This is a genomic window from Amycolatopsis sp. NPDC051102, assembly GCF_040682815.1.
In the GTDB taxonomy this organism is placed as follows: domain Bacteria; phylum Actinomycetota; class Actinomycetes; order Mycobacteriales; family Pseudonocardiaceae; genus Amycolatopsis.
In genome coordinates, this window is sequence record NZ_JBFBBT010000001.1 from 699,202 (window position 1) to 718,143 (window position 18,942).

Here is an 18,942-nt window from a genome sequence, read left to right on the forward strand (position 1 = left end):
AATTCCCCCTGGGTCAACGCAGGATGTAGGGCAGGAAGATGCCGAACAGGACGACCACGGCGGTCAGCCCGAGGCAGGTCACGAGGGCGACGCGGTTGCCGATGTTGACGGTCCAGCCGACGCCGAACCGGCGGGCCACGAACCACGACGGGTCATCGGCGTTGCGGTAGAGCACGCCGCCGATCCAGTTCCCGTCGTCGTCGCGGTGTGACAGGCCGGTGTGCTCACCGGGTTCGCGGTCCCGGTTGCGCCCGACCACGACGAACACGAGCAGCGCCACGCCGACGGCGACCGGCCCGATCGTCAGCGGCAGCAGCAAACCGGCGTTGGGTGAGGCGTCCCAGCTCGCCCACGCGGCGGCGAACAGGCCGAGGTCGATCAGCGTGGCCAGCGCGATCATCGCCGTGCCCAGCCGGGTCACGAACTTCCGGTGCGCCCGGGCCGAGGCCGCCGGCCGCGCCGGGTCGACGTCGGCCGGTCCGCGGAAGACCAGCACGCCGGAGACGCAGAGGACCACCGTCATCGCGGCCTGGACGAACACGATCCGGAAGGCGCTGCCCACGGACTTCGGCGCGAACCGGTCCGCGGTGCCGCCGGAGAAGTGCATCGGCAGGGTGGCCGGCAGGCCCGGGTACCGCAGGACGCCGGCGACGACCGTCGCGGCCACCACGAGCGCCGGGAGCAGCAGCCACGGCCACGGGAACCGGGGCGGATCGTTGCGCAGCGACGTGTCCACGGCGACGCCCTGGCGCACCCCGGCGTACCAGTCCTGCTCGCGCTTCGCCGCCGTGATCACCCGGTTGGCCCGGAAGTAGAGCAGGTACCAGACCGCGAGCATCGCCAGCACGGCCGCGGGCAGCAACGCGATGCCGGCCGCCAGGATCAGCCCGGTGCCGGCCAGGGCGATGACCACGCCGGCGGCCAGCACCCTCGTCCGGAACCGGGTCGTTTCCCGTTGCACCACCGGGTCTTCGATCCGGTCGTCCGGAACCCGTACGCCGAACCGCACGCTGCGGGCGGACATCACCGGAGTCAGCCACGCCAGGTACCCCAGCAGGGCCACCAGCACCAGGTGCGCCACCACACCGGTCGTCGTCACGATGCCTCATCCCCTCGTTGCTCTTCGAAGCCCGCGAGCAGGGCCCGGCAGGTCGCCAGCACCTCGTCGGCGGGCACACCCTTGGCGACCGCCTCCGCGAACAGCGTGCGGGCCCGCGCCGACCAGCCGGCCCCGAACGCCTCGTCGGCGGGGGCCGGGCCGATCACCGCCCCGGTCTTGCGGTTGAGGCGCACGAAACCCTGCTGCCGCAACAGGTCGTACGCCTTGTTCACGGTGTGGAAGTTGATGCCGAAGTCCGCGGCGAGCTGCCGCGTCGACGGCAGCGTCTCGCCCACCCGCAAGGTGCCCGCCGCGATGCCCTCGACGACGCGATCCCGCAGCTGCTGGTAGATCGGCACGTCACTGGACAGGTCGAGACTGATGATCACGGGACCCCCTGTTGAGCTGTTATAGTAGTTATAGAACAACGCGACTCGGCTGGCAAGGGGCCCCGGTCGGGTTCTGGTGGCGCGGGGGCGGGTGCGGTAGAACCGGAGGTGTGGCCGAGCGCGTCCGGCGTCCTGACCCGCACGTTTCCGTCGAGCGCGACGTGCTGGTGCGGTACCTCGACGCGTGGACGGCGACGGTGCTGCGGTCGCAGCGTGGCGGGACGTACGTCGAGTGCGGCGGCTTCGCCGCCGACGCCTTCCGGGTTTTCGGGGAGTTCGCCGACCGCCTGGCCGGCCACCACCTGACCGCGGTGGTCGTCGGCCGGGCGGCGCCGGGCGGCGCGCCGGAGGGGCTGGAAGTCCGGACGGCCGCCGATCTCCGGGACGTCGAGGTGCCCGGGCCGATGCTGGCGCACCCGGCCGGCCCCTGGCCGCCGTCCCTGGTGCGGGCAAGGCACACGAGGTCCTGCTCGCGGCGGAGCGGGGCACGGACGACCGGGAGCGGCTGCGCGCGGCGGGGCTCGGGTGCGGGGTGGCGGTGGACCTGGTGGCCGAGGCGGGCGAGACGCGGACGCTGGTCTTCGCGACGGCGGACAGCCGGCACCTGGCGACGTTCAAGAACGAGCTGTGGGCGGTAGACGAGTTCGCCGGCATCCGCTACCGCGACCCGCGTGACGCGGAGGGCACGCTGGTCGACATCTCGCTCACGCCGCAGCTGCTGCCGCTGCGGCGGGCGCTGCTGGCGGAACTGGACCGGCGGGGCTCGGGCACGGTCGCCGAGCTGCAGCAGTTCACGCTGCTGGAGACGATCTACCGAGCCGAGGACGCGGTCGGCGCGCTGACCGCCGTGGTGGCGGCCGGTCAGCTGGTCCGGGAGCCGGAGAAGGGGCGGCTGGGCTTGCGCACGGTGCTTTCGGTCGCCGGGTGACCGCCGCCGTCGGCGGAGCTTGGGTGCGGTCGCCGAGCTGCGGCGGTTCATGCGGCTGGACACGATCAGGCTGCGGATGCTGCCGGTGCGCTGGCTGCTGTGGTGGGGCGCGGGAGCGGCTGGGCTTGCGCACGGTGCTTTTGCTCGCCGGGTGACTGCTGTCGTCGGCGGAGCTTGGGTGCCGGTCGCCGAGCTGCGGCGGTTCATGCGGCTGGACACGATCAGGCCGAGGATGCCGCCGGTGCGCTGACTGCTGTGGTGGGGCCCGGAAACGGCGGGGCTCGCGCACGGTGCTTTTGCTCGCCGGGTGACCGCTGCCGTGGTGGTGGTCCGGGAGCCGGGCTCCCGGACCGTCCTTCCGGTGACCTAGTCGGTCGTCCCCACCGGCTGGACCTCGCGCTCGGCCGGCGCCAGCGTCGGGCGGAGCGCCGCGACGACCGCCGTGGTGACGACCAGGTGCATCAGCATCAGCCCGAAGACGTTGGCCGCCGTGGCGCCCGCGGCGAACAGCAGCAGGTCCGGGACCCAGGTCAGGACCAGGACCGCCGGCACGACCACACGCAGCGCGTGCGGCGCCCGGCGCGCGAGCACGAACCAGCCGATCGTGCCCAGCAGCAGCCCGGCCGCCGTGGCGGGCAGGTAGGACGCGGGGGACAGGCCCATGCCGATCCCGCCGTCGTCGAGAGCCAGCGCCCCGAGGGCGATGACCGTGTTCGCCGCCGCGGCCGCGAGCAGGGCGAAGCCGAGGCGGAGGGCCGTGACCGCAGTGGGTTTGGGGATGGTGGTCATCGCTTCTCCCTTGGGTTGCGTGTTCAACTCAAAGGTAGGTTGGGTTGCGTGTTAAAGTCAAGGCTGTGAGTGAAGAGGAGCCCGTGCGCTGGCTCGGCGAAGACGAACGGCGGGCGTGGATCAACCTGGCGAAGGTCCTGCTCACGTTGCCGGGCGCGCTGGAAAGCCAGCTGCTGCGCGACGCCGACCTGACGCTGCTGGGCTACATGATCCTGGCCCGGTTGTCGGTGGTACCGGGGGAAACGCTGCGAATGAGCGAAATCGCCGAGATGGCCAACGGCTCGCTGCCCCGTATTTCCCACGCGGTGGCGCGCTTGGAGGACCGGGGCTGGGTGGCGCGCAAGGTCTGCACGGGCCAGGGCCGCCGGTTCACGACCGCGACGCTGACCGACGCCGGCCGCGCGCACCTGGCGGCCTCGGCGCCCGCGCACGTGGCGACCGTCCGCCGCCTGGTGACCGACCCCCTGGGCGACGACTTCGTCCGCCTCGGCGACGCCGTGGCGCGGATCGTGGAAAACCTGGGGCTGCCCACGGAGATCCTCGACGCCGGCGCGTAACGGCACGACGTCGGCCGGTCTCCACCCGAATGACGCCTCCAAGTACGCCCGGTCCCGGAAGAACTCCCGGTGACTGCTTCCGTTACGGCTTGGCCCGCTCGTCGAGCACGTCCGCGAGGGCCGACGCGATGAGAGCCACCGCCCGGTCTTCGTCCCCACCCAGCTGCCGCAAGACGGGTTGAGCGAGGGTCCCCGGAAGTTCGGCGAGGGCCTGGGCCACCCGGATCCGGACCGCGGCGCCCGCCGTGAGCTCGCCGGCCAGCGCGTCCAGGATCCCCTGCCCCTGAGCGGGGTCCAGGGCCAGCGTGCCCAGCACCTCCGCCGCTTCGACGTCGTTGGTGCCCTGGACCACCATGTCCACCAGGACCGGGATCGCGGCGGTCGTGCCGCGGCGGCCGGATGCCAGGGCCGCGTGGCGGCGGACCTCCGGGTCCGGGTCGGTCAGCGCGGCCGTGAGGACCGCTGTGGCTTCGTCGCCGGGGAGTTCGGCGATCGCCTGGACCGCGCGCCGCCGGATGGTGACGTCGGGGGAGTGCATTCCCGTGGCCACGCCCGCCACCCCGTCGGCGCCCGCGCGGGCCAGTGCCCAGCGCAGGGCTCCGGCGACGTTCGGGTTCGACTCCGTCAGGACCGCCCTGGCCAGCAGCGGAACGTCCTCGATCGGGGCCAGGGCCGCCTGCTGCCGACGGGACGGGCTCGGCGAATCGAGGCCGTGCAGGAGCTCGACGACGTGCAGGACGCCGTCCCAGCCGGCCGGCTCCGAGGCGTCGATCGCCCGGAGTCGCTCGAGGAGTTCCCGTTCCCGCCGCAGGCGGTCTTCGGTGCGCCGGATCAGGTCGCCGACCAGCGTGGCCGGTGTGAACGCCGGATCCGCCAGCGCGCGGGCGACCTGGCGCAGCGACATCCCCAGCGAACGCAGCCCTTCGACGTGGAAGATCCGGCGGATGTCCGCCTCGGAGTACTCGCGGTACCCGCCGACGGTGCGGCCGGTCGGCCGCACCAGCCCGAGGGAGTCGTAGTGCCGCAGCATCCGCGTGCTCACCCCGGACCGGCGGGCCACCTCGCCGATCAGCACGCGGCTTCCCCGGCCCGCTCCGGGCCGAGCGCGACGATCCGCTTCGCCTCGTCGACGGCCAGGTCGAAGCCGGCGTCCGGGTCGAGCAGGAGCCGTTGCGTGGCACGGGCGTGCGCGCGCACGCCCGGGTCGGGGCTCGCCAGCCACGTCCGCAGGGCCGGCTCGGCCGCGTCGCCGAGCGCGACGAGGGCCCGGCTGAGGCTCAGCTGCACCGTCCGGTCACCCCGGCCGAGCTGCCGCGCCAGGTCCGCGGCCAGGCCGTCCCGCTCGCCCGGCGGCGCGAGGACGACGGCGGCCCGCCACGCGCTGCGCGCCACCTCGTCGTCGGCGTCGTGCAGCAACGACCGGGTGATCGACGGCCACACCGTCCGGTCGCCGATCTTGGACAACGTGTGCAGCGCCTGGCTGCGGGCCTGCGCGCGTCCGGACTCCAGCTCCGCGACCAGCCGGGGCACGGTGACCTCCGCCGGCAGGCGGGTCAGCGCCCAGGTGAGCATGTCGCGCACGAAGAAGTCCGGCTCGATCGCGCACCGGGCCACGAGCGCGCCGGCGAGCCCGGGGTCGGCCCGGGTGCCCGCGGCCAGCGCGGCCTGGAGCCGGACGGACGAGTTCGCGGCGCCCAGCGCGTCGAGCAGGTTCGTGTCGGGTGTGCGGTTGATGGTGACCACCTCCTCCCCGCAGTGAAGACCTTGTCACAGTGTCAAGGTCAAGCACGGGGTGGCGGTGGTCACCGCCCGGTCACCGGCCGGCCTGCGGCGCGATCATCGAGTTCACGTCGATCGGCGACGGGATCGCGCCGAGCTGCAGCAGCAGGTCAGGCACCCGCTGCAGGCGCCGCGAGTCCAGGATCGAGCCGTAGCCCGGCAGGGTGAGCAGCTTGGCCGTGTCCTCGTCGATCTTGGCGAACCGCACCAGCAGCGGCTCGACCTTGCCGCGGTCGATCAGGGCCTCGTGGGTGGCCTTCTGCATCGCCCGCTGGAACGCGGCGAGCGTCTTCGGGTGCTCCCGCACCCACTTCTTCGTCGCGCCGTAGCCGGTCAGCGGGAAGTCCTGGGTCGCGCCGGAGTTGATGTCGACCACCGGGATCGCGCCCGCCGTCTTCGCGGCCTGCGTCACGTACGGTTCCGGCAGGTACGCCGCGTCCGCCTCGCCCTGCTGCAGCGCCGCGGCGATGTTCGGCAACGGGATCAGCACCCATTTCACCTTGCCGTAATCGACGTTGTGGTCCTGCATCACCGAGCGCGTGAGCAGATCCGACGCGGTGTTCTTGGCGGTGATGGCGATCTTCCGGCCCGCCAGGTCGAAGATTGTTTTCACCGGTGAATTCGGAACCGTGACGATCGCATTCGACTTCGCGTTGACCGACGTCGCGTCGGCGACCAGATCCATGTCGGCGGCGCCGGTGCTCCGCGCGGTGAAGAACGGCGGATAGGTCGAGAACGCGATGTCTGCCTCGCTCGAGATCGACTTCGCCAGCGAAGCCTGGCCGCTCGCGGCGACGACGGACTCGACGCTGAGGCCCTCGGCCTGGAAGTAGCCGCCGTCCTGGGCCAGCCAGAAGGGCCCGAGGTCGGTGGTGGGCAGGATGGAGACCTTCAGCGTCGCCTTCTCCAGGCCGCCGGCGGTCGATGAGGCGTTCGAGCTGTCCGAACCGAGTGCGCCGCAGCCCGAGACGGCCGTGACGGCCGTGGCAGCCGCGAGGGCGAGCACGGCATGGCGAGCGCGGCCACGGCGACGGCCACGGCTCCTGGCGATTCCAAACACAAGGCATGCTCCTCGAAGGAGATGAGAGTCGGTGTACCGAATGCAGCGAAGGTGGGTGATTCACTTCCCCGACATCAAGCAGGCCACTGTAGGCACCCGTCCTGCGCTTGACAATGCGTGATGTGCACCGGAGGCAGGGTTTCACCAGAATGGCGGCACGGATACTTGATCGACGATCTTGGCCGTTGTCCCGGCGTATCGGAGAGGGCTACGAATTGCCGCGGCGGAATGGGTGACGGGCTGCTGATTCCGGACGGCGGGCCGCCCGGATCGGGGATTCGGGCCGGATGCCGGCGCACCCCGCGGGCGGCGGACCTGCTGGTCTGGACCAGCGTCGCGAGACGGCCGCCGGCCCGTTACCGGGGTGACGCAGGGGTGACGCCGGGTGACAGAGTGCGGAAAACGTAGCCCGCGAACGACGGCCGAAGCGGAAAACAACGGCCCGGCGACGAATCCGGCCAGGGTGCTCCGGCACAATCGAATCCAGCGGTCGTCACTGTGCGTATTCGCGCTCGGATCGGCCCCGGCGGCGCCGGGACGATGATCCCGCTGTTGTCGAAAACGTCGAACACCGCGTGCCCCGTGCGGAGAACCGCTGCGGCTCGAAAGCCGTCCTGGCGCCGGATGGGAGGCCGGCCTTCCTTGCGGCCACGGCTTCGCCGGGCCACGTACTGGCGTGCGCCGTTCTGTCCGGGCCGGCGTGGGCAGCCGAAGATCTGTCACGGACCACCGGGGAAATCACGCCGGGATCACGAATCGGCGCAATTATCGAATGGGATGTATCCCCGGGGGAAAGTCTCGACTAACGGTTGAAGTTTCGCGTTGGCCGGGTGCGCCCCTTGTTGGGGAACAGGTTTTACTTCTAAAATCGCCGTGTGCGACCGCTCACGGAGGGTACCGAGCTACTGGTCGGCCGGGACGGCGAGCTGTCCCGGCTGGTCGGCTGGATCCGTGACGTCGCCGCCGGTAGGGGCCGGGCCGTGCTGGTGGACGGCGAGCCCGGGATCGGCAAGTCCGCGCTGGTCCGGTCCGCCTGTGTGGCGGCCACCGAAGCGGGCTGCCAGGTGTACTGGGGAGCCGGCGACGAACTCGGGCAGGCGCTGCCGCTGCTGCCGCTGCTGGACGCGCTGGAGATCACCCGGGTCACCCGGGATCCCCGGCGTGACGCCATTTCCGAGCTGCTGGGCGGCGGCGCCGTCGCGGGCAAGGGCGCCGACCTCGCCGCCGCGGCCGCCGAACAGCTGATCGCGCTGGTGGACGAGCTGTGCCAGGACAAGCCGGCCGTGCTGGTCGTCGACGAACTGCAGTGGGCCGACCGCACGACGGTGGCGGTGTGGAGCCGGCTCGCCCGCTCGGTCCGGCAGCTCCCGCTGCTGCTCGTCGGCGTGCTGCGGCCGGTGCCGCGCCGCGACGACCTGCGCTCGCTGTTCCGGATCGTCGGGCCGGGCGAGCGGCTGCGCCTCGGCCGGCTGGCGGACCCGGCGGTGCTGGAGCTGGTGGCCGCGCTGGCCGGCGGCAAGCCGGGCGCCGAACTGGCGCGGCTGGCCGACGGCGCCGCCGGGAACCCGTTGTACCTCACCGAACTCGTCGACGCGCTGGCCAGGAGCTCGCGCCTGGAGGTCGACACCGCGGGCGTCGTGGAGCTGACGGGGGCGGCCACGCCGGATTCGCTGCCGGAGGCGATCGCGGACCGGCTGGGTTTCCTCTCGGAGCCGGCGCTGGGTGTGCTGCGGGCCGCGGCGCTGCTGGGCGTCGGCTTCTCGGTCGCGGACCTGGTGACGGTGACCAAGTCCTCGCTCGCCACCCTGCTGCCCGCCCTCGACGAGGCACGCGCCGCCGGGGTGCTGGTGGCGGCCGGCGACGACCTGGAGTTCCGGCATCCCCTGATCCGCACGGCGTTGTACGACGAGATGCCGACGGCGGTCCGGATCGCCTGGCACCAGGACGCCGCGTGGGCGCTGGCCGAGGCGAAGGCGCCGGTCGAGCGGGTCGCGCGGCAGCTGCTGCCCATGGTGTCCACAACGGACAGCCGGGTGCCGGTGCCTGCCTGGGCGGTGCAGTGGCTGCTCGAAGTGGCGATGCCGCTGATCGGCCAGGCGCCCGTCGTCGCCGTCGCGCTCCTGCGCCGGGCGGTGCGGGACACGCCACTGGACGACGCCGTGACCGGCGCACTCGCCTGCCGGCTGGCCGACGCCTACTACCAGCTGGGCAACGTCGCCCAGGCCGAGCGGATCGCCTGCCGCGCACTGGATCGCGTCCGCGACGCCGACGTGCGCGTCGACTTGCACACGACGGTCGTGCAGTGCCGCGGGCGGACCGGCCGGGCCGCCGAGTACCTCGCCGAGCTGCAACACGCCTTGACCCGGCCCGGCCTGCAGGCGCGGCACCGGGCCCGGCTGCTGGTGCTCATCGCGCGCACGCACCGCTACGTGGGCGAGATGGACACCGCGCGCCGGGTCGCGACCGCGGCGCTCGAGGCGCTCGGCCCCAGCGAAGACCGCTGGGCGACCGGGTGGGCGCTGCACGTGCTGAGCCTGGTCGCGATGTCGCGGGGCGAGTGGGTCGAAGCGCTGCCGCTGTTCGAGCGCGCGATGGCCATCGTGCGGGGCGACCCCGGATTGATCGACCTGACGCTGCAGCTGCGCATCAACCAGTCGGTCACCTTCGGCGCGCTCGACCGCTACCCGGACGCGCTCGCCGCGGCCGGCCAGGCACGGGAACTGGCCGACCGCACCGGCAGCGTCGCGCGGCTGGCCCAGGCCCAGAGCGCGCTCGGGCAGCTGCTGCTGGCCGCCGGCCGGTGGGACGACGCGCTCGCCGAGGTGGACGTCGTGCCGGACGACCGCAAGGAACCGAACGTGGTGTGCTGCGACCACGGCGTCGCCGCGCTCATCCACTTCCACCGCGGCGAAACGGCCGCGGCCCGCCGGCACCTCGACCTCGCGGCGCTGTACGCCGAACACATCGGCGACGAAGTCGTGGAACCCCTGGTCCGGGCGAGGAGCTTCGCGTTCGAGCACGCCGACGCGCCGGAACGGGCGCTCGCGGTGCTGACCGCCGTGCCGGCCGGCGAAAACACCGGGGAGGACCTGCTGGGCGACGCCGCCCGGCTGGCCGCGGCGATCGGCGACACCCGGGCCGCGGCGAAGATCGAGGCCCGGGTGGGCGCGATCGGCGCGGAGTCCGCCGTCCCGCACCGCCGCGCGCTCGTCCTGTACTGCCGCGGGTTGTTCGAGCGGGACGGGACGATGCTGCTGCGGGCCGCCGACGGCTACCGCGACGCGGGCCGCCCGCTCTCGCAGGCCAAGGCGTTGGAGGCCGCCGCTCTCGCCTTCGCCGAATCCCGCGTCGACGACCGCGGTTCGGCGCGGGCCGCCTTCACCCACGCCATCGACCTCTATTCGGGGCTGGACGCGCAATGGGACGTGGCGAGGCTGCGCGCCCTGTTCCGCGCGTTCGGCATCCGCCGTGGCCCGACGGTGAAGCACCGGAAGGCCACGCGCGGCTGGGACAGCCTGACCCCGACCGAAAGCCGGATCGCCGCGCTCGTCGTCGAAGGCCTGTCGAACCCCCAGATCGCGGCCCGCCTCTACCTGTCCCCGCGGACGGTCGGCACGCACGTCTCGCACATCCTCACCAAGCTCGAGGTGCATTCGCGCATCGACATCGCCCGGGAGGCAGCCCGGCACCAGTCGGCGTCGGGCTGAACTCACACTCCGACCTCCGGCGCGTCGCCCTGGCGGGGCAGCGCGAGCGGGTGCGTCAACGGCGACGTGAGCGTCCGCGGCGAGACCGCGGCGTGCCCGCTGAGGATCTGGCCGAGCAGGACGGCCAGGACCAGCAGCAACGGGGTCCGCCAAGTGCCGGTGCCGGTGTGCAGCCACCCGCAGGCCAGCACGCCGAAGCCGGCGATGAGATACCCCACGCCCTGGACCACCGCCGACAGGGAGAGTGAGCTGTCCTTGCTGCGCAGCGAAACGGTGGTCAGGGCGAACGCGAGCGCGCCCATGCCGGTGCCGGTCGCGGCGGCCCACAGCCAGGGCGCGGCCGCGGGTGCGAAGAGCAGGCCGGTCACCCCGATGAGGTTGGGTGTGGCCAGGGTGATGACGAGCAGGGTCTGGTTGCGCCAGCGGCGGGTCCAGCCGGGGACCAGCCACATCATCGGCAACCCCATGGCCATCGACAGCGCGAGGCACGCACCCGCGGTCGTCGGCGGCACACCGGCGTCCCGCAGGATACCGGGCAGCCAGCCCATGACCAGGAACGTCACCGTCGAAATCAGTCCGAAGTGGATGGTCAGGGCGGCGGCGGGCGGGGCCCCGGAGGCGGCCCGCGGCGACCCGAATTCCCCGGGCGTCCGCTGCCAGACCTGCTGGGCCACCAGCGCGGCGGTCGCCCACACCCCGAGGGCGACCCGCCACGACGACGTCATGACGGCGGTGGGCGTGACCAGCGCGCCGGCGGTGCTCCCGAACCCGAGCCCGAAGGTGAAGGCGGCGGAACCCTGCGCCAGCAGCGGCAGCATGGTGCCGAGCACGGCGATGGACAGGCACGCGAGCGCGGTTCCGACCAGCAGTTCCACCGGACCGCCGAGCACCCGCCCGGCCAGCGACAACACCAGCCCGACAAGGGCGATGCTGACGGTCCGGTGCGGCCCGAACCGGCTGCACAGCCACGGAGTGGCCCAGCCACCGAGCCCGATGGCCCACAGCGGCAAGGCGACGAGCACGGCGGCAACGAGGTTACCGGCGACCGAGATGTCGGGCAAAGCCGCACCCAAGCTGGTCACGGCCGGCCGCAGGTTGACGGCGAGAACGAAGATCACCAGTGTGGAAACGGTGGTGGTAGCACGAGACATCGCTCCTCCTCGTCGTCGAGGCCGGAGCGGTGAACTCCGTAAAGCAATGTTTCTCGGCGCACGCATCCGCAGACATCCGTCAGGTGACGGATGTCCGAGATTTCGTTGTGCTTCAAGGGATGCGGGCCGTTCCGATGGCCCCTGCGAATGGGCGTGCATCGGCACGGGCCGCGATATCAGCCCAATGACAACCCGGCTGGGGGATTGCTCAACCGGAACGGGTTGCGCGGGATGACGGGGTGTAAGCGATATCGCGGCCCACGCGTTCCCAAATGACGTCGGCGCAGTTCAGGCCCTCGGCGGAAAGCTGCCTCTTGACAACCCGGCTGGAGACCGTTCTCGCCAGGAGATGAAGACGGCGAAGGTCAGTCCGGTGGCCAGGGCGCCGATCGTGAACGTCACGATGTCTATCGGAGACCACTGCGAGGTTGTTGCCGCAGACAAGAGCGCAACGACGGGACCGCCCAGGAAGATGCCACGAACTCCCCAGTAGCCGAACGAAAGACGGCGGATCGGCATGCTGCTGAGATGACTTTCCCAGCCCACGTGGCTGGCTCGCATCAGGGGTTCGATGGTGCTCCTGATGTAGTCGGCACACCTCAGGATGGCTTCTGCCATGTTCAGCCAGTACGCCCCGAGCATCAGGGACAGGAGCGGGTAGAGGCTCATGATGGCAGCGTTCTTCGTCTGGTAGCCCACGGACAGCATGGTTCCCAGCGCGACAACTGCAACAGCTACGAGCTGGAATTGGATCTCGTAATGCTTTACGATCTCGGTTCGCAGACTCGCAAACTCGACCGCTGTCAGTTGGTCGGCTTGATCAGTTCGCGGCCGGTCCGTCATGAGCCCACCTCCGATCCCACCACACCGTACCTGGGTATCCTGCTGGCGCTCGCGCGTGCCTGATCGCTTCTGTCCCGGCGGTGCGCACACCTCGTCGCCGGACTGAGAACCGTCAAGGCCGAGTTCTGACCGTCCGCGGCTCAAGCGTGGTGTAAGCGATATCCCGGCCCACGCGCTCCCAAATGACGTCGGCGCAGTTCAGGCCCTCGGCGGAAAGCTGCCTCTTGACAACCTTGAACGTCGATGTATGCGGGAGCTCCCGGACCGTGCGCACGTACCTCGGTACCTGTTTGGGCCCGAGGTCGGGCTGGCCGGCGAGGAAGCGCCCGAACCCGGCCGGGTCCAGCGGGGCGTCGCCGGTGACGATGGCGGCCATCACCTGGTCTCCCGTCACCTGGTCCGGGACCGCGTACACCGCGGCGTCGGTGATCGACGGGTGGCGCAGCAGGATTCGCTCGATCGGGGCCGTGCCGAGGTTCTCGCCGTCGACGCGGAGCCAGTCGCCGAGGCGGCCGGCGAAGTAGCAGAACCCGTCCCTGTCGGCGTAGGCGAGGTCGCCCGTGTGGAACCGGCCGTCGCGCAGGCGGTCCGCGTCGGCTTCGGGGTCTCGGTAGTAGCCGGCGAACCAGCCGGCGCCCGCCGTGTTGACCAGCTCGCCCACGGCTTCCGCGGCGTTGGCCAGGCGGCCGTCGGGGGCGAACTCCGCCGGCGGGCACGGGCGGCCCGTGTGCGGGTGCAGGATGGCCACGTCGGCCGTCGGCCTGCCGAGTGAGCCCGGCGGGGTGTCGTCGGTGCGGGCGAACCCCACGCCGCCTTCGGTCGAGCCGAACGCGTCGATGACCTTGCAGCCGAAGCGGTTCTCGAACGCGAGCAGGTCGGCGCTCGCGCCTTCGTTCCCGTAGACGAGCCGCAGGGGGTTGTCCGCGTCGTCCGGACGCGGTGGTGTGGCGACCACATAGGACAGTGGCTTGCCCACGTAGTTGGCGTAGGTCGCGCCGAACTTCCGCACGTCGGGCAGGAAGCCGGACGCGGAGAACCGGCGGCGCAGGGCGATGCTCGCGCCCGCCGCGAGGCCGACCGCCCAGCCGGCCATGATGGCGTTGGAGTGGAACATCGGCATCGTGACGTAGACGGTGTCCGATGTGGACAGCCGGAAGCGCTCGGCGAGCATCGCGCCGGGAAACGCTATCTTGCCGTGGGTGCAGCGCACCGCCTTCGGGTCGCCGCTGGTGCCGGAGGTGAAGATCAGCATCAGCAGGTCGTCCGGCGACGCCGGGACGGGGTCGATCGGGTCCCGCGCCGCCGGCCACGAACCCAGGTCCCGCACGGCGATGCCACCGAGGTCCAGTCCATCCAGCAGCGGCCGGTACTTCGGCTCGGCGAGCACGACCTGGCAGTCGGCGAGCCGGACGTCCCGGGCAAGCGCTTCCCCGCGCCGGGTCGGGTTGAGCCCGACCAGCACCGCCCCGGCGAACGCGCAGGCGCCCAGCAGCACGGAGAACGCCGGCACGTTGTCGGCCAGGATGCCGACGTGCGGCGGTTCGTCCCAGCGCAACGCCGCGCGCAGGCCGGCCGCCTGCCGCGCCGATTCCCGGACGTGCTCGGCCCACGACCACGTCTCGTCCTCGAACCGCAGGCCCGGGTGCTCGTCCCCGGCGCGGGCCAGCAGCAGCCCGGTCACCGTCGGGACGCTCATCCGCGCACCTCCCGGCACCGGCGGTCAGAAGTGGAACAGGTTCTACTTCTACCACGATCACGGCGCCGTGGTCCACAACGGCCGCCGGGGCCTCCGGTCAGCGGCGGCCGGTGGCCACGGTGACGAGGAACTGCCCGCCGCCCGGCTGGACGTCGGCGGTGACCGGCAGCCCGGGCACCAGCCGCGAGAACCGGTCGACCAGCCAGTCCGCCGCTTCCCGGGCGTCCGGCTCGGTCGGGCAGCGGGCCACCAGTTCGCGGCCGCCCTTGCGTTCCAGCCGCCCGGCCACGGTGATCAGCGGCGCGGGCTCGACCACGTGCAGGCGGTCCGGCCAGGGGATGACGACCTTGACCGCGCCCTTGCGGGTGTTGCACCCGCGGTGCGCGAGCCGCTCGGCGACCTTGGCCTTCCGGTCCGCGGTCCGGCTGTCGACACTGGGGCCCCGCGGGTCGTTCACCGACATCCCGGGGTCGACCGGCTCGTCGCACACCCAGCACCGCCAGCCGTCGCGTTCGGCCACGTCATCGAGAAGACTCATCCGCGCAACCTAGCCTGCCCGGTAGCTCGCGAGCGGGTCGGTCGGCTGAACGGCGCGGCACCGTGATCATCGGGTCCGGCGGCGCACGGCCGGTCCGAGGGCCCGCTGGACGGCGAACAGGCCGATCCCACCGGCGGCGCAGACCACGCCGAGGACCGTCGCGCCGGTCAGGCCGAGCAGAGCCGTCCCGGCCAGCGGGCCGAGCACCGCGCCGACGCTCCAGGTGGCCGACGCGAGGCCCAGGTACCCGCCGCGCAGCTCGGCCGGGGCGAGACCCGCGAACGTGTCACCGAACCGGACCGCGATGCCGATCTGGCCGAGTGTCCAGACCACAACCGAGCCCGCGAAGCCGGCCGTGCCGTGGCTCACCGCGCCGAGCCCGGCGCCCAGCCCGACCAGCAGCATCGAAACGGCCGACACCGTGCTGCCGTCGCGCCCGGCGAGCAGCCGGACCGCCCACGGCTGGAGGGCCACGACGGCTACTCCGTTCAGCGCGAGCACCGCGCCATACGTGGCCGGGCCGAGGCCGCCGGCCGTCATCAGCAGCGGCAACGTCGTGAACGTCTGCTGGAACAGCGTGAAGTAGCCGGCGTGGACCGCCAGCATCGCCAGCATCAGCCGGTCGCGCAGCACGACGGGCAGCAGTGCGCGGCGCGTTCGCGCCGGGGCGGCCGGGCGCGTTTCCGGTACCCGGTGCCAGACGATCAGCGCCGCCGCCAGCGCGGCGGCGATGTTGATCGGGAACAGCAGGCCGTACCCGTGCCCGGCCAGGACCCCGGCCGTCACCGCGGCGACCGAGAAGCCGACGTTGGCCGCCCAGTAGAGCAGCCCGAACGCGCGGATGCGTTGCTGCGGCGGCAGGTCGGCCACCGCGGCCGACCCGGCCGGGCGGAACAGCTCGAGCGTCAGCCCGGCCCCGGCGCGGCCGCCCAGATGGCGGGCAGCGAATCCGCCGAGCCGAGCGCGGTGAGTGCCGCCGCGGCACCCAGGAAGCCGGCCAGCATGGTGTTGCGCCGGCCGATCCGGTCACCCAGCCAGCCGCCGAGCAGCTGGGAGCCGATGTCCCCGGCGCCGACCGCCGCGACCACCGCGCCCGCCGTCGCGGGCGAGAGGTGCTGCGCCTGTGTCAGGTACAGCACCAGGAACGACCGCACCACACCGCCGGCACGGCCGACGAGGTGCGTGGCCGCCAGGGCCCAGACGAGCGGGGGCAGTCCCCGGCGCGTGCGGGCCGCCGGATCGATCGAGCTGGAGGTCGTCATGGCTCCGACGCTAGGTTCGCCCGCACATCACGAAAAGCGATGATTTCCGATCAAAGCAATCGGCGTTGCTTATGATCGGTCGTTATGGCCGACTTCGAATTGCGTCACTTGCGGACGATGGCCGCCATTGCCGAGGAAGGCACGTTCGGGCAGGCGGCCGCCCGGCTCGGCTACACCCAGTCGTCGGTGAGCCAGCAGGTCGCCGCGCTGGAGAAGGCCGTCGGCGGCCCGCTCTTCGACCGGCCCGGCGGGCCGCGGCCGGTCCGGATCACGCCGCTGGGCGAGGTCGTCCTGGCCCACGGCCGCGAGCTGCTGGCGAAGGCGGCCGCGCTCACCGACGCCGTCGACCGGTTCCGGGCGGGCCACGGCCGCATCGACATCGGCACCTTCCCGAGCGTGTCGAACCTGATCCTGCCCACCGTCATCCGCCGGCTGCTCGACGAGCACCCCGGCTGCGACATCCGGCTGTCCGACGTGCCGCCGGAGGACCCCCGGATCGGCGAGCTCGACCTGCTGTTCCACGACGGGCCGGTCGGCGGCGACGTCGAGCACGCCGAGCTGTTCGACGAGCCGTACCTGCTGGTGACGGCGGCCGGCGCGGTCCCGGCCGGCCCGGTCCCGGTGCGGCGGCTCGACGACGTCCCGATGGTCGCCTGGCCGCCCACCCACCACCAGCGGTGGCTGGAGCGGACGCTCGCCCGCGCCGGCGCGCAGCCGCGGTTCGTGTTCCGCACCGCGGGCCACGAAACCATCCTGTCGATGGTGCGGGCGGGCATCGGCTGGGCGGTGCTGCCGTGGCTCGCCCTGCACACCCACGACGCCTGGTCCGACGGCGAGCTCGCCGTCCACGCGCTGAAGCCGTCGCCCACCCGGACGCTGGCCCTGTACTGGCCGGCCGACCGCACGCAGTCCCCGCTGGCGGTCCGGACGCGGGAGATCGCCGTCGGCGTCGCCCGCGAGCTGGCCCGGCGAATGTGATCACGGCCGTCGGGAAAACCATTTCCGCTAACCGGAGGGTGGCGATTTTTCCGGGCAACAAAGATCGCGTCGACGGACTGTCGACGAATTGTCGACGGCCCATGTCAGAGTGGTGTTACGATCGTCGGTCTGCTGGGGTGTAGGCGAACTGCGAGAAACCGTTATGCGTAGTTCGTGCGTTGTTCTGCCCGAAACCGGCGGCGATCTTCGGGGAATGGGCCGCTTGCCGGCTCGGGGGAGGGGGACGTCGATGCTGGGGAAGGCCAACGTGCCCACGGCGGAAACCGCCTGGGCGCTCAGACGGGCCGGCTGTCCCGACCTCGCCGCGCGGCTGCACGCGGCGGTCGACGACGTGCTGGGGCGCTACGACCCGGACGCCGGTGCCGAACGCGCCGACCGGGAAATCCTCAGCCGCCTGCACGAAGTGGAGGAGTCGTGGTTGCGGGAATCCCCGCGGGCCGGCCAGCTGCTGCAGATCGAACGGCCGCCCGCCGCGGATCTTCCGGGCGTCGAAGTGCGGATGCTGCCGGGCCTGCCGACCTGGCTGGCCGTGGTCGACTCGATCGCCGTGGTGTTCCCCCAGCGCCAGGACCGCACGGTGCTGCGCGCGCCGGCCGTGCTCGCGGTGGTCGTCTGGGCGTTCCAGCAGGCCCGCCCGGCACCGCCGCCCGGAGTGGTGCCGCCGCAGCTTTCCCAGCTGGAGGTGCGGATCCTGCGGTGCCTGTCGGCGGGCCTCAAGGACGAGCAGGCGGCCAGGAGGCTGGAGATCTCGGTCCGCACCTACCGGCGACGGGTGACGGCCCTCTGCGACCGGCTGCACGCGTCGAGCCGCTTCGAGGCCGGGGTGGCGGCGGCCAAGCGCGGGCTCGTGTGAGGGGTGTGATCACAGGCGGTGGAGGCTGCGGCTGGCGAGTCCGCACACCGCGACCGCGCCGAAGCCGAGTCCGGTGAGGTGGAACATCGCGGCCGGTGACCAGCGGGCCAGCACCAGCCCGGCCACCGCGACCGACAGCGGGAACATCGCGAACGTGACCAGACTGATCAGGCCCTGGGCGCGGGCCAGCAGCCGCGGCGGTGGCATGCGCTGGGTCGCCGTCATCACCAGGACCGCCAGGACGCCGTCCAGCGCGCCGACCAGGGCCATCGTTGCCGCCATCGGGAGCAGGCCGCCCACGTGGGGCAGTGCCGCGAGCAGGCCGCCGTTGACCGCCAGCGTCGCGATCACGATCGGGCCCTGGCGGCGGCCGTGGGTCAGGGCGCCCGCGGACGCGCCGCCGGTCAGCATGCCGATCCCGAGGGCCGCCATCAGCCAGCCGTAGCCCGCCGGGCCGAGGTCGGGCCGGGCGCGGGTCAGCACCGGCAGGGCGACCTCCAGCGTCCCGCCGACCGACGCGCCGAGGACCGCCGTCATCAGCAGGACGGTCCGGTACAGGGGCGACGAACGGACGAACCCGAGTAACGACCCGGACTTGGTGGCCGGGGTGCGGTCCGGCGCCGGCGCGCGGCGGATGGCCAGCAGCGCGAGCGCCGAAACGGCGAAGGAAGCGGCGTCGGCTCCGATCGCGGGCCACGGTGCCACCAGGGCGACGAGGGCGCCTCCGATCGGCGGCCCGATCACGTTGGCGAACAGGTTCGACGCGATGCCGATGGAGTTCGCGGCCGGCAGTTCCGCGTCCGGTACGAGGGCCGGGGTGATGGAACGGTACGCGGGGATGTGGGCGCCTTCGCAGGCGCCGAGGACGATTCCGGTGACGACCAGGTGGCCGAGGGCCGGCGCCCCGCGGACGGCGGCCACGGTCAGCGTGGTCAGCGCCGCGCACCGCGCCAGGTCGGCGCACAGCATCACCAGCCGCGCGCCGAACCGGTCGGCCAGCGCGCCGCCGGGCAGCGCCGTGACGATCCGGGCCAGGCCGAACCCGGTGAGGGTGAGGCTCAGGCCGGAAGTCGCGTAGCCGGCCCCGAGGATCACGAACGGCAGGGCGACGAGGTACACCATGTCGCCGAGCGTCGACAGCGACTGCCCGGCGACCAGGATGCGGAAGTCCCGGCGGCGGAACGGCGCGAACGGCGACGGGCGCGCTTCGACGTCCTTCGCGGGGCTGGTTTCGTGGTCGGCACTCATCGACGGTCTCCTCGGACGGCGCCGGAACGGGTGCGGGGGAACGG

The 18,942-nt window shown here is 72.5% G+C and carries 18 protein-coding genes and 1 pseudogene; 6 read left to right on the forward strand and 13 right to left on the reverse strand.

The genetic code is table 11. The features are described from left to right. Positions 1-13: 13 nt before the first annotated feature. From AB0M93_RS03005 to AB0M93_RS03015, 3 genes are read right to left on the reverse strand one after another with little or no spacing between them, the layout of a single operon-like run. Complete coding sequence (locus tag AB0M93_RS03005; protein WP_364267755.1) at positions 14-1,099, reverse strand: DUF5808 domain-containing protein; 1,086 nt, start codon at positions 1,097-1,099, stop codon at positions 14-16. Further along, entirely contained in the window at positions 1,096-1,488 is a 393-nt protein-coding gene (locus AB0M93_RS03010; protein ID WP_364267757.1) for a GntR family transcriptional regulator, read from the reverse strand. The genes AB0M93_RS03005 and AB0M93_RS03010 overlap by 4 nt, the downstream gene beginning before the upstream one ends. After that, on the reverse strand, positions 1,485-1,904 hold the full coding sequence (locus AB0M93_RS03015; RefSeq protein ID WP_364267759.1) for a hypothetical protein: 420 nt from the start codon (positions 1,902-1,904) through the stop codon (positions 1,485-1,487). The genes AB0M93_RS03010 and AB0M93_RS03015 overlap by 4 nt, the downstream gene beginning before the upstream one ends. Positions 1,905-2,020: 116 nt before the next feature. On the opposite strand from AB0M93_RS03015, the gene AB0M93_RS03020 reads away from it, so the two are divergent. Both AB0M93_RS03020 and AB0M93_RS03025 read left to right on the forward strand, forming a co-directional pair. Continuing rightward, positions 2,021-2,416, forward strand: a complete 396-nt coding sequence (locus AB0M93_RS03020) for a hypothetical protein (RefSeq protein WP_364267761.1) — start codon at positions 2,021-2,023, stop codon at positions 2,414-2,416. Between the two features lie 19 nt (positions 2,417-2,435). Then, positions 2,436-2,666, forward strand: a complete 231-nt coding sequence (locus AB0M93_RS03025) for a hypothetical protein (RefSeq protein WP_364267763.1) — start codon at positions 2,436-2,438, stop codon at positions 2,664-2,666. A 116-nt stretch (positions 2,667-2,782) separates the two neighbouring features. On the opposite strand, the gene AB0M93_RS03030 is transcribed toward AB0M93_RS03025, so the two are convergent. After that, entirely contained in the window at positions 2,783-3,205 is a 423-nt protein-coding gene (locus tag AB0M93_RS03030) for a hypothetical protein (RefSeq protein WP_364267765.1), read from the reverse strand. Between the two features lie 65 nt (positions 3,206-3,270). On the opposite strand from AB0M93_RS03030, the gene AB0M93_RS03035 reads away from it, so the two are divergent. Beyond that, a complete protein-coding gene (locus tag AB0M93_RS03035) occupies positions 3,271-3,762 on the forward strand; it encodes a MarR family transcriptional regulator (protein WP_364267767.1) in 492 nt (163 codons plus the stop codon). An 82-nt stretch (positions 3,763-3,844) separates the two neighbouring features. Here AB0M93_RS03035 and AB0M93_RS03040 read toward each other — a convergent pair whose 3' ends face one another. The 3 genes from AB0M93_RS03040 to AB0M93_RS03050 form a co-directional block, all read right to left on the reverse strand. Continuing rightward, positions 3,845-4,837: a HEAT repeat domain-containing protein gene (locus AB0M93_RS03040; RefSeq protein WP_364267769.1), complete on the reverse strand. Its 993-nt coding sequence runs from the start codon at positions 4,835-4,837 to the stop codon at positions 3,845-3,847. Then, the gene (locus AB0M93_RS03045; protein ID WP_364267771.1) at positions 4,831-5,505 is read right to left on the reverse strand and encodes a HEAT repeat domain-containing protein; all 675 of its coding nucleotides are present in this window, start codon (positions 5,503-5,505) and stop codon (positions 4,831-4,833) included. The genes AB0M93_RS03040 and AB0M93_RS03045 overlap by 7 nt, the downstream gene beginning before the upstream one ends. Before the next feature lie 70 nt (positions 5,506-5,575). Then, the gene (locus AB0M93_RS03050; protein ID WP_364267773.1) at positions 5,576-6,601 is read right to left on the reverse strand and encodes an ABC transporter substrate-binding protein; all 1,026 of its coding nucleotides are present in this window, start codon (positions 6,599-6,601) and stop codon (positions 5,576-5,578) included. A gap of 875 nt (positions 6,602-7,476) precedes the next feature. Between AB0M93_RS03050 and AB0M93_RS03055 the strand changes: the two genes are divergently transcribed. Next, positions 7,477-10,308 carry an AAA family ATPase gene (locus AB0M93_RS03055; RefSeq protein WP_364267775.1) on the forward strand — a complete coding sequence of 944 codons (2,832 nt, stop codon included), beginning with the start codon at positions 7,477-7,479 and terminating at the stop codon, positions 10,306-10,308. 2 nt (positions 10,309-10,310) lie between these two features. Here AB0M93_RS03055 and AB0M93_RS03060 read toward each other — a convergent pair whose 3' ends face one another. The 5 genes and pseudogenes from AB0M93_RS03060 to AB0M93_RS03080 form a co-directional block, all read right to left on the reverse strand. Beyond that, the gene (locus AB0M93_RS03060) at positions 10,311-11,459 is read right to left on the reverse strand and encodes an MFS transporter (RefSeq protein WP_364267776.1); all 1,149 of its coding nucleotides are present in this window, start codon (positions 11,457-11,459) and stop codon (positions 10,311-10,313) included. Between the two features lie 288 nt (positions 11,460-11,747). Then, complete coding sequence (locus tag AB0M93_RS03065; protein WP_364267778.1) at positions 11,748-12,302, reverse strand: hypothetical protein; 555 nt, start codon at positions 12,300-12,302, stop codon at positions 11,748-11,750. 112 nt (positions 12,303-12,414) lie between these two features. Beyond that, positions 12,415-13,998: a long-chain-fatty-acid--CoA ligase gene (locus AB0M93_RS03070; protein ID WP_364267780.1), complete on the reverse strand. Its 1,584-nt coding sequence runs from the start codon at positions 13,996-13,998 to the stop codon at positions 12,415-12,417. Between the two features lie 97 nt (positions 13,999-14,095). Further along, a complete protein-coding gene (locus AB0M93_RS03075) occupies positions 14,096-14,536 on the reverse strand; it encodes a hypothetical protein (protein WP_364267782.1) in 441 nt (146 codons plus the stop codon). 66 nt (positions 14,537-14,602) lie between these two features. Next, positions 14,603-15,798 (reverse strand): annotated as a pseudogene (locus AB0M93_RS03080) (MFS transporter). Positions 15,799-15,882: 84 nt separating this feature from the next. Here AB0M93_RS03080 and AB0M93_RS03085 point away from each other — a divergent pair. Continuing rightward, positions 15,883-16,776, forward strand: a complete 894-nt coding sequence (locus AB0M93_RS03085) for a LysR family transcriptional regulator (RefSeq protein ID WP_364267784.1) — start codon at positions 15,883-15,885, stop codon at positions 16,774-16,776. Positions 16,777-17,026: 250 nt separating this feature from the next. Then, positions 17,027-17,650, forward strand: coding sequence for a LuxR C-terminal-related transcriptional regulator (locus AB0M93_RS03090; RefSeq protein WP_364267786.1), 624 nt, complete (start codon positions 17,027-17,029; stop codon positions 17,648-17,650). Positions 17,651-17,659: 9 nt separating this feature from the next. On the opposite strand, the gene AB0M93_RS03095 is transcribed toward AB0M93_RS03090, so the two are convergent. Further along, positions 17,660-18,898, reverse strand: a complete 1,239-nt coding sequence (locus AB0M93_RS03095) for an MFS transporter (protein ID WP_364267788.1) — start codon at positions 18,896-18,898, stop codon at positions 17,660-17,662. Positions 18,899-18,942: the final 44 nt, after the last annotated feature.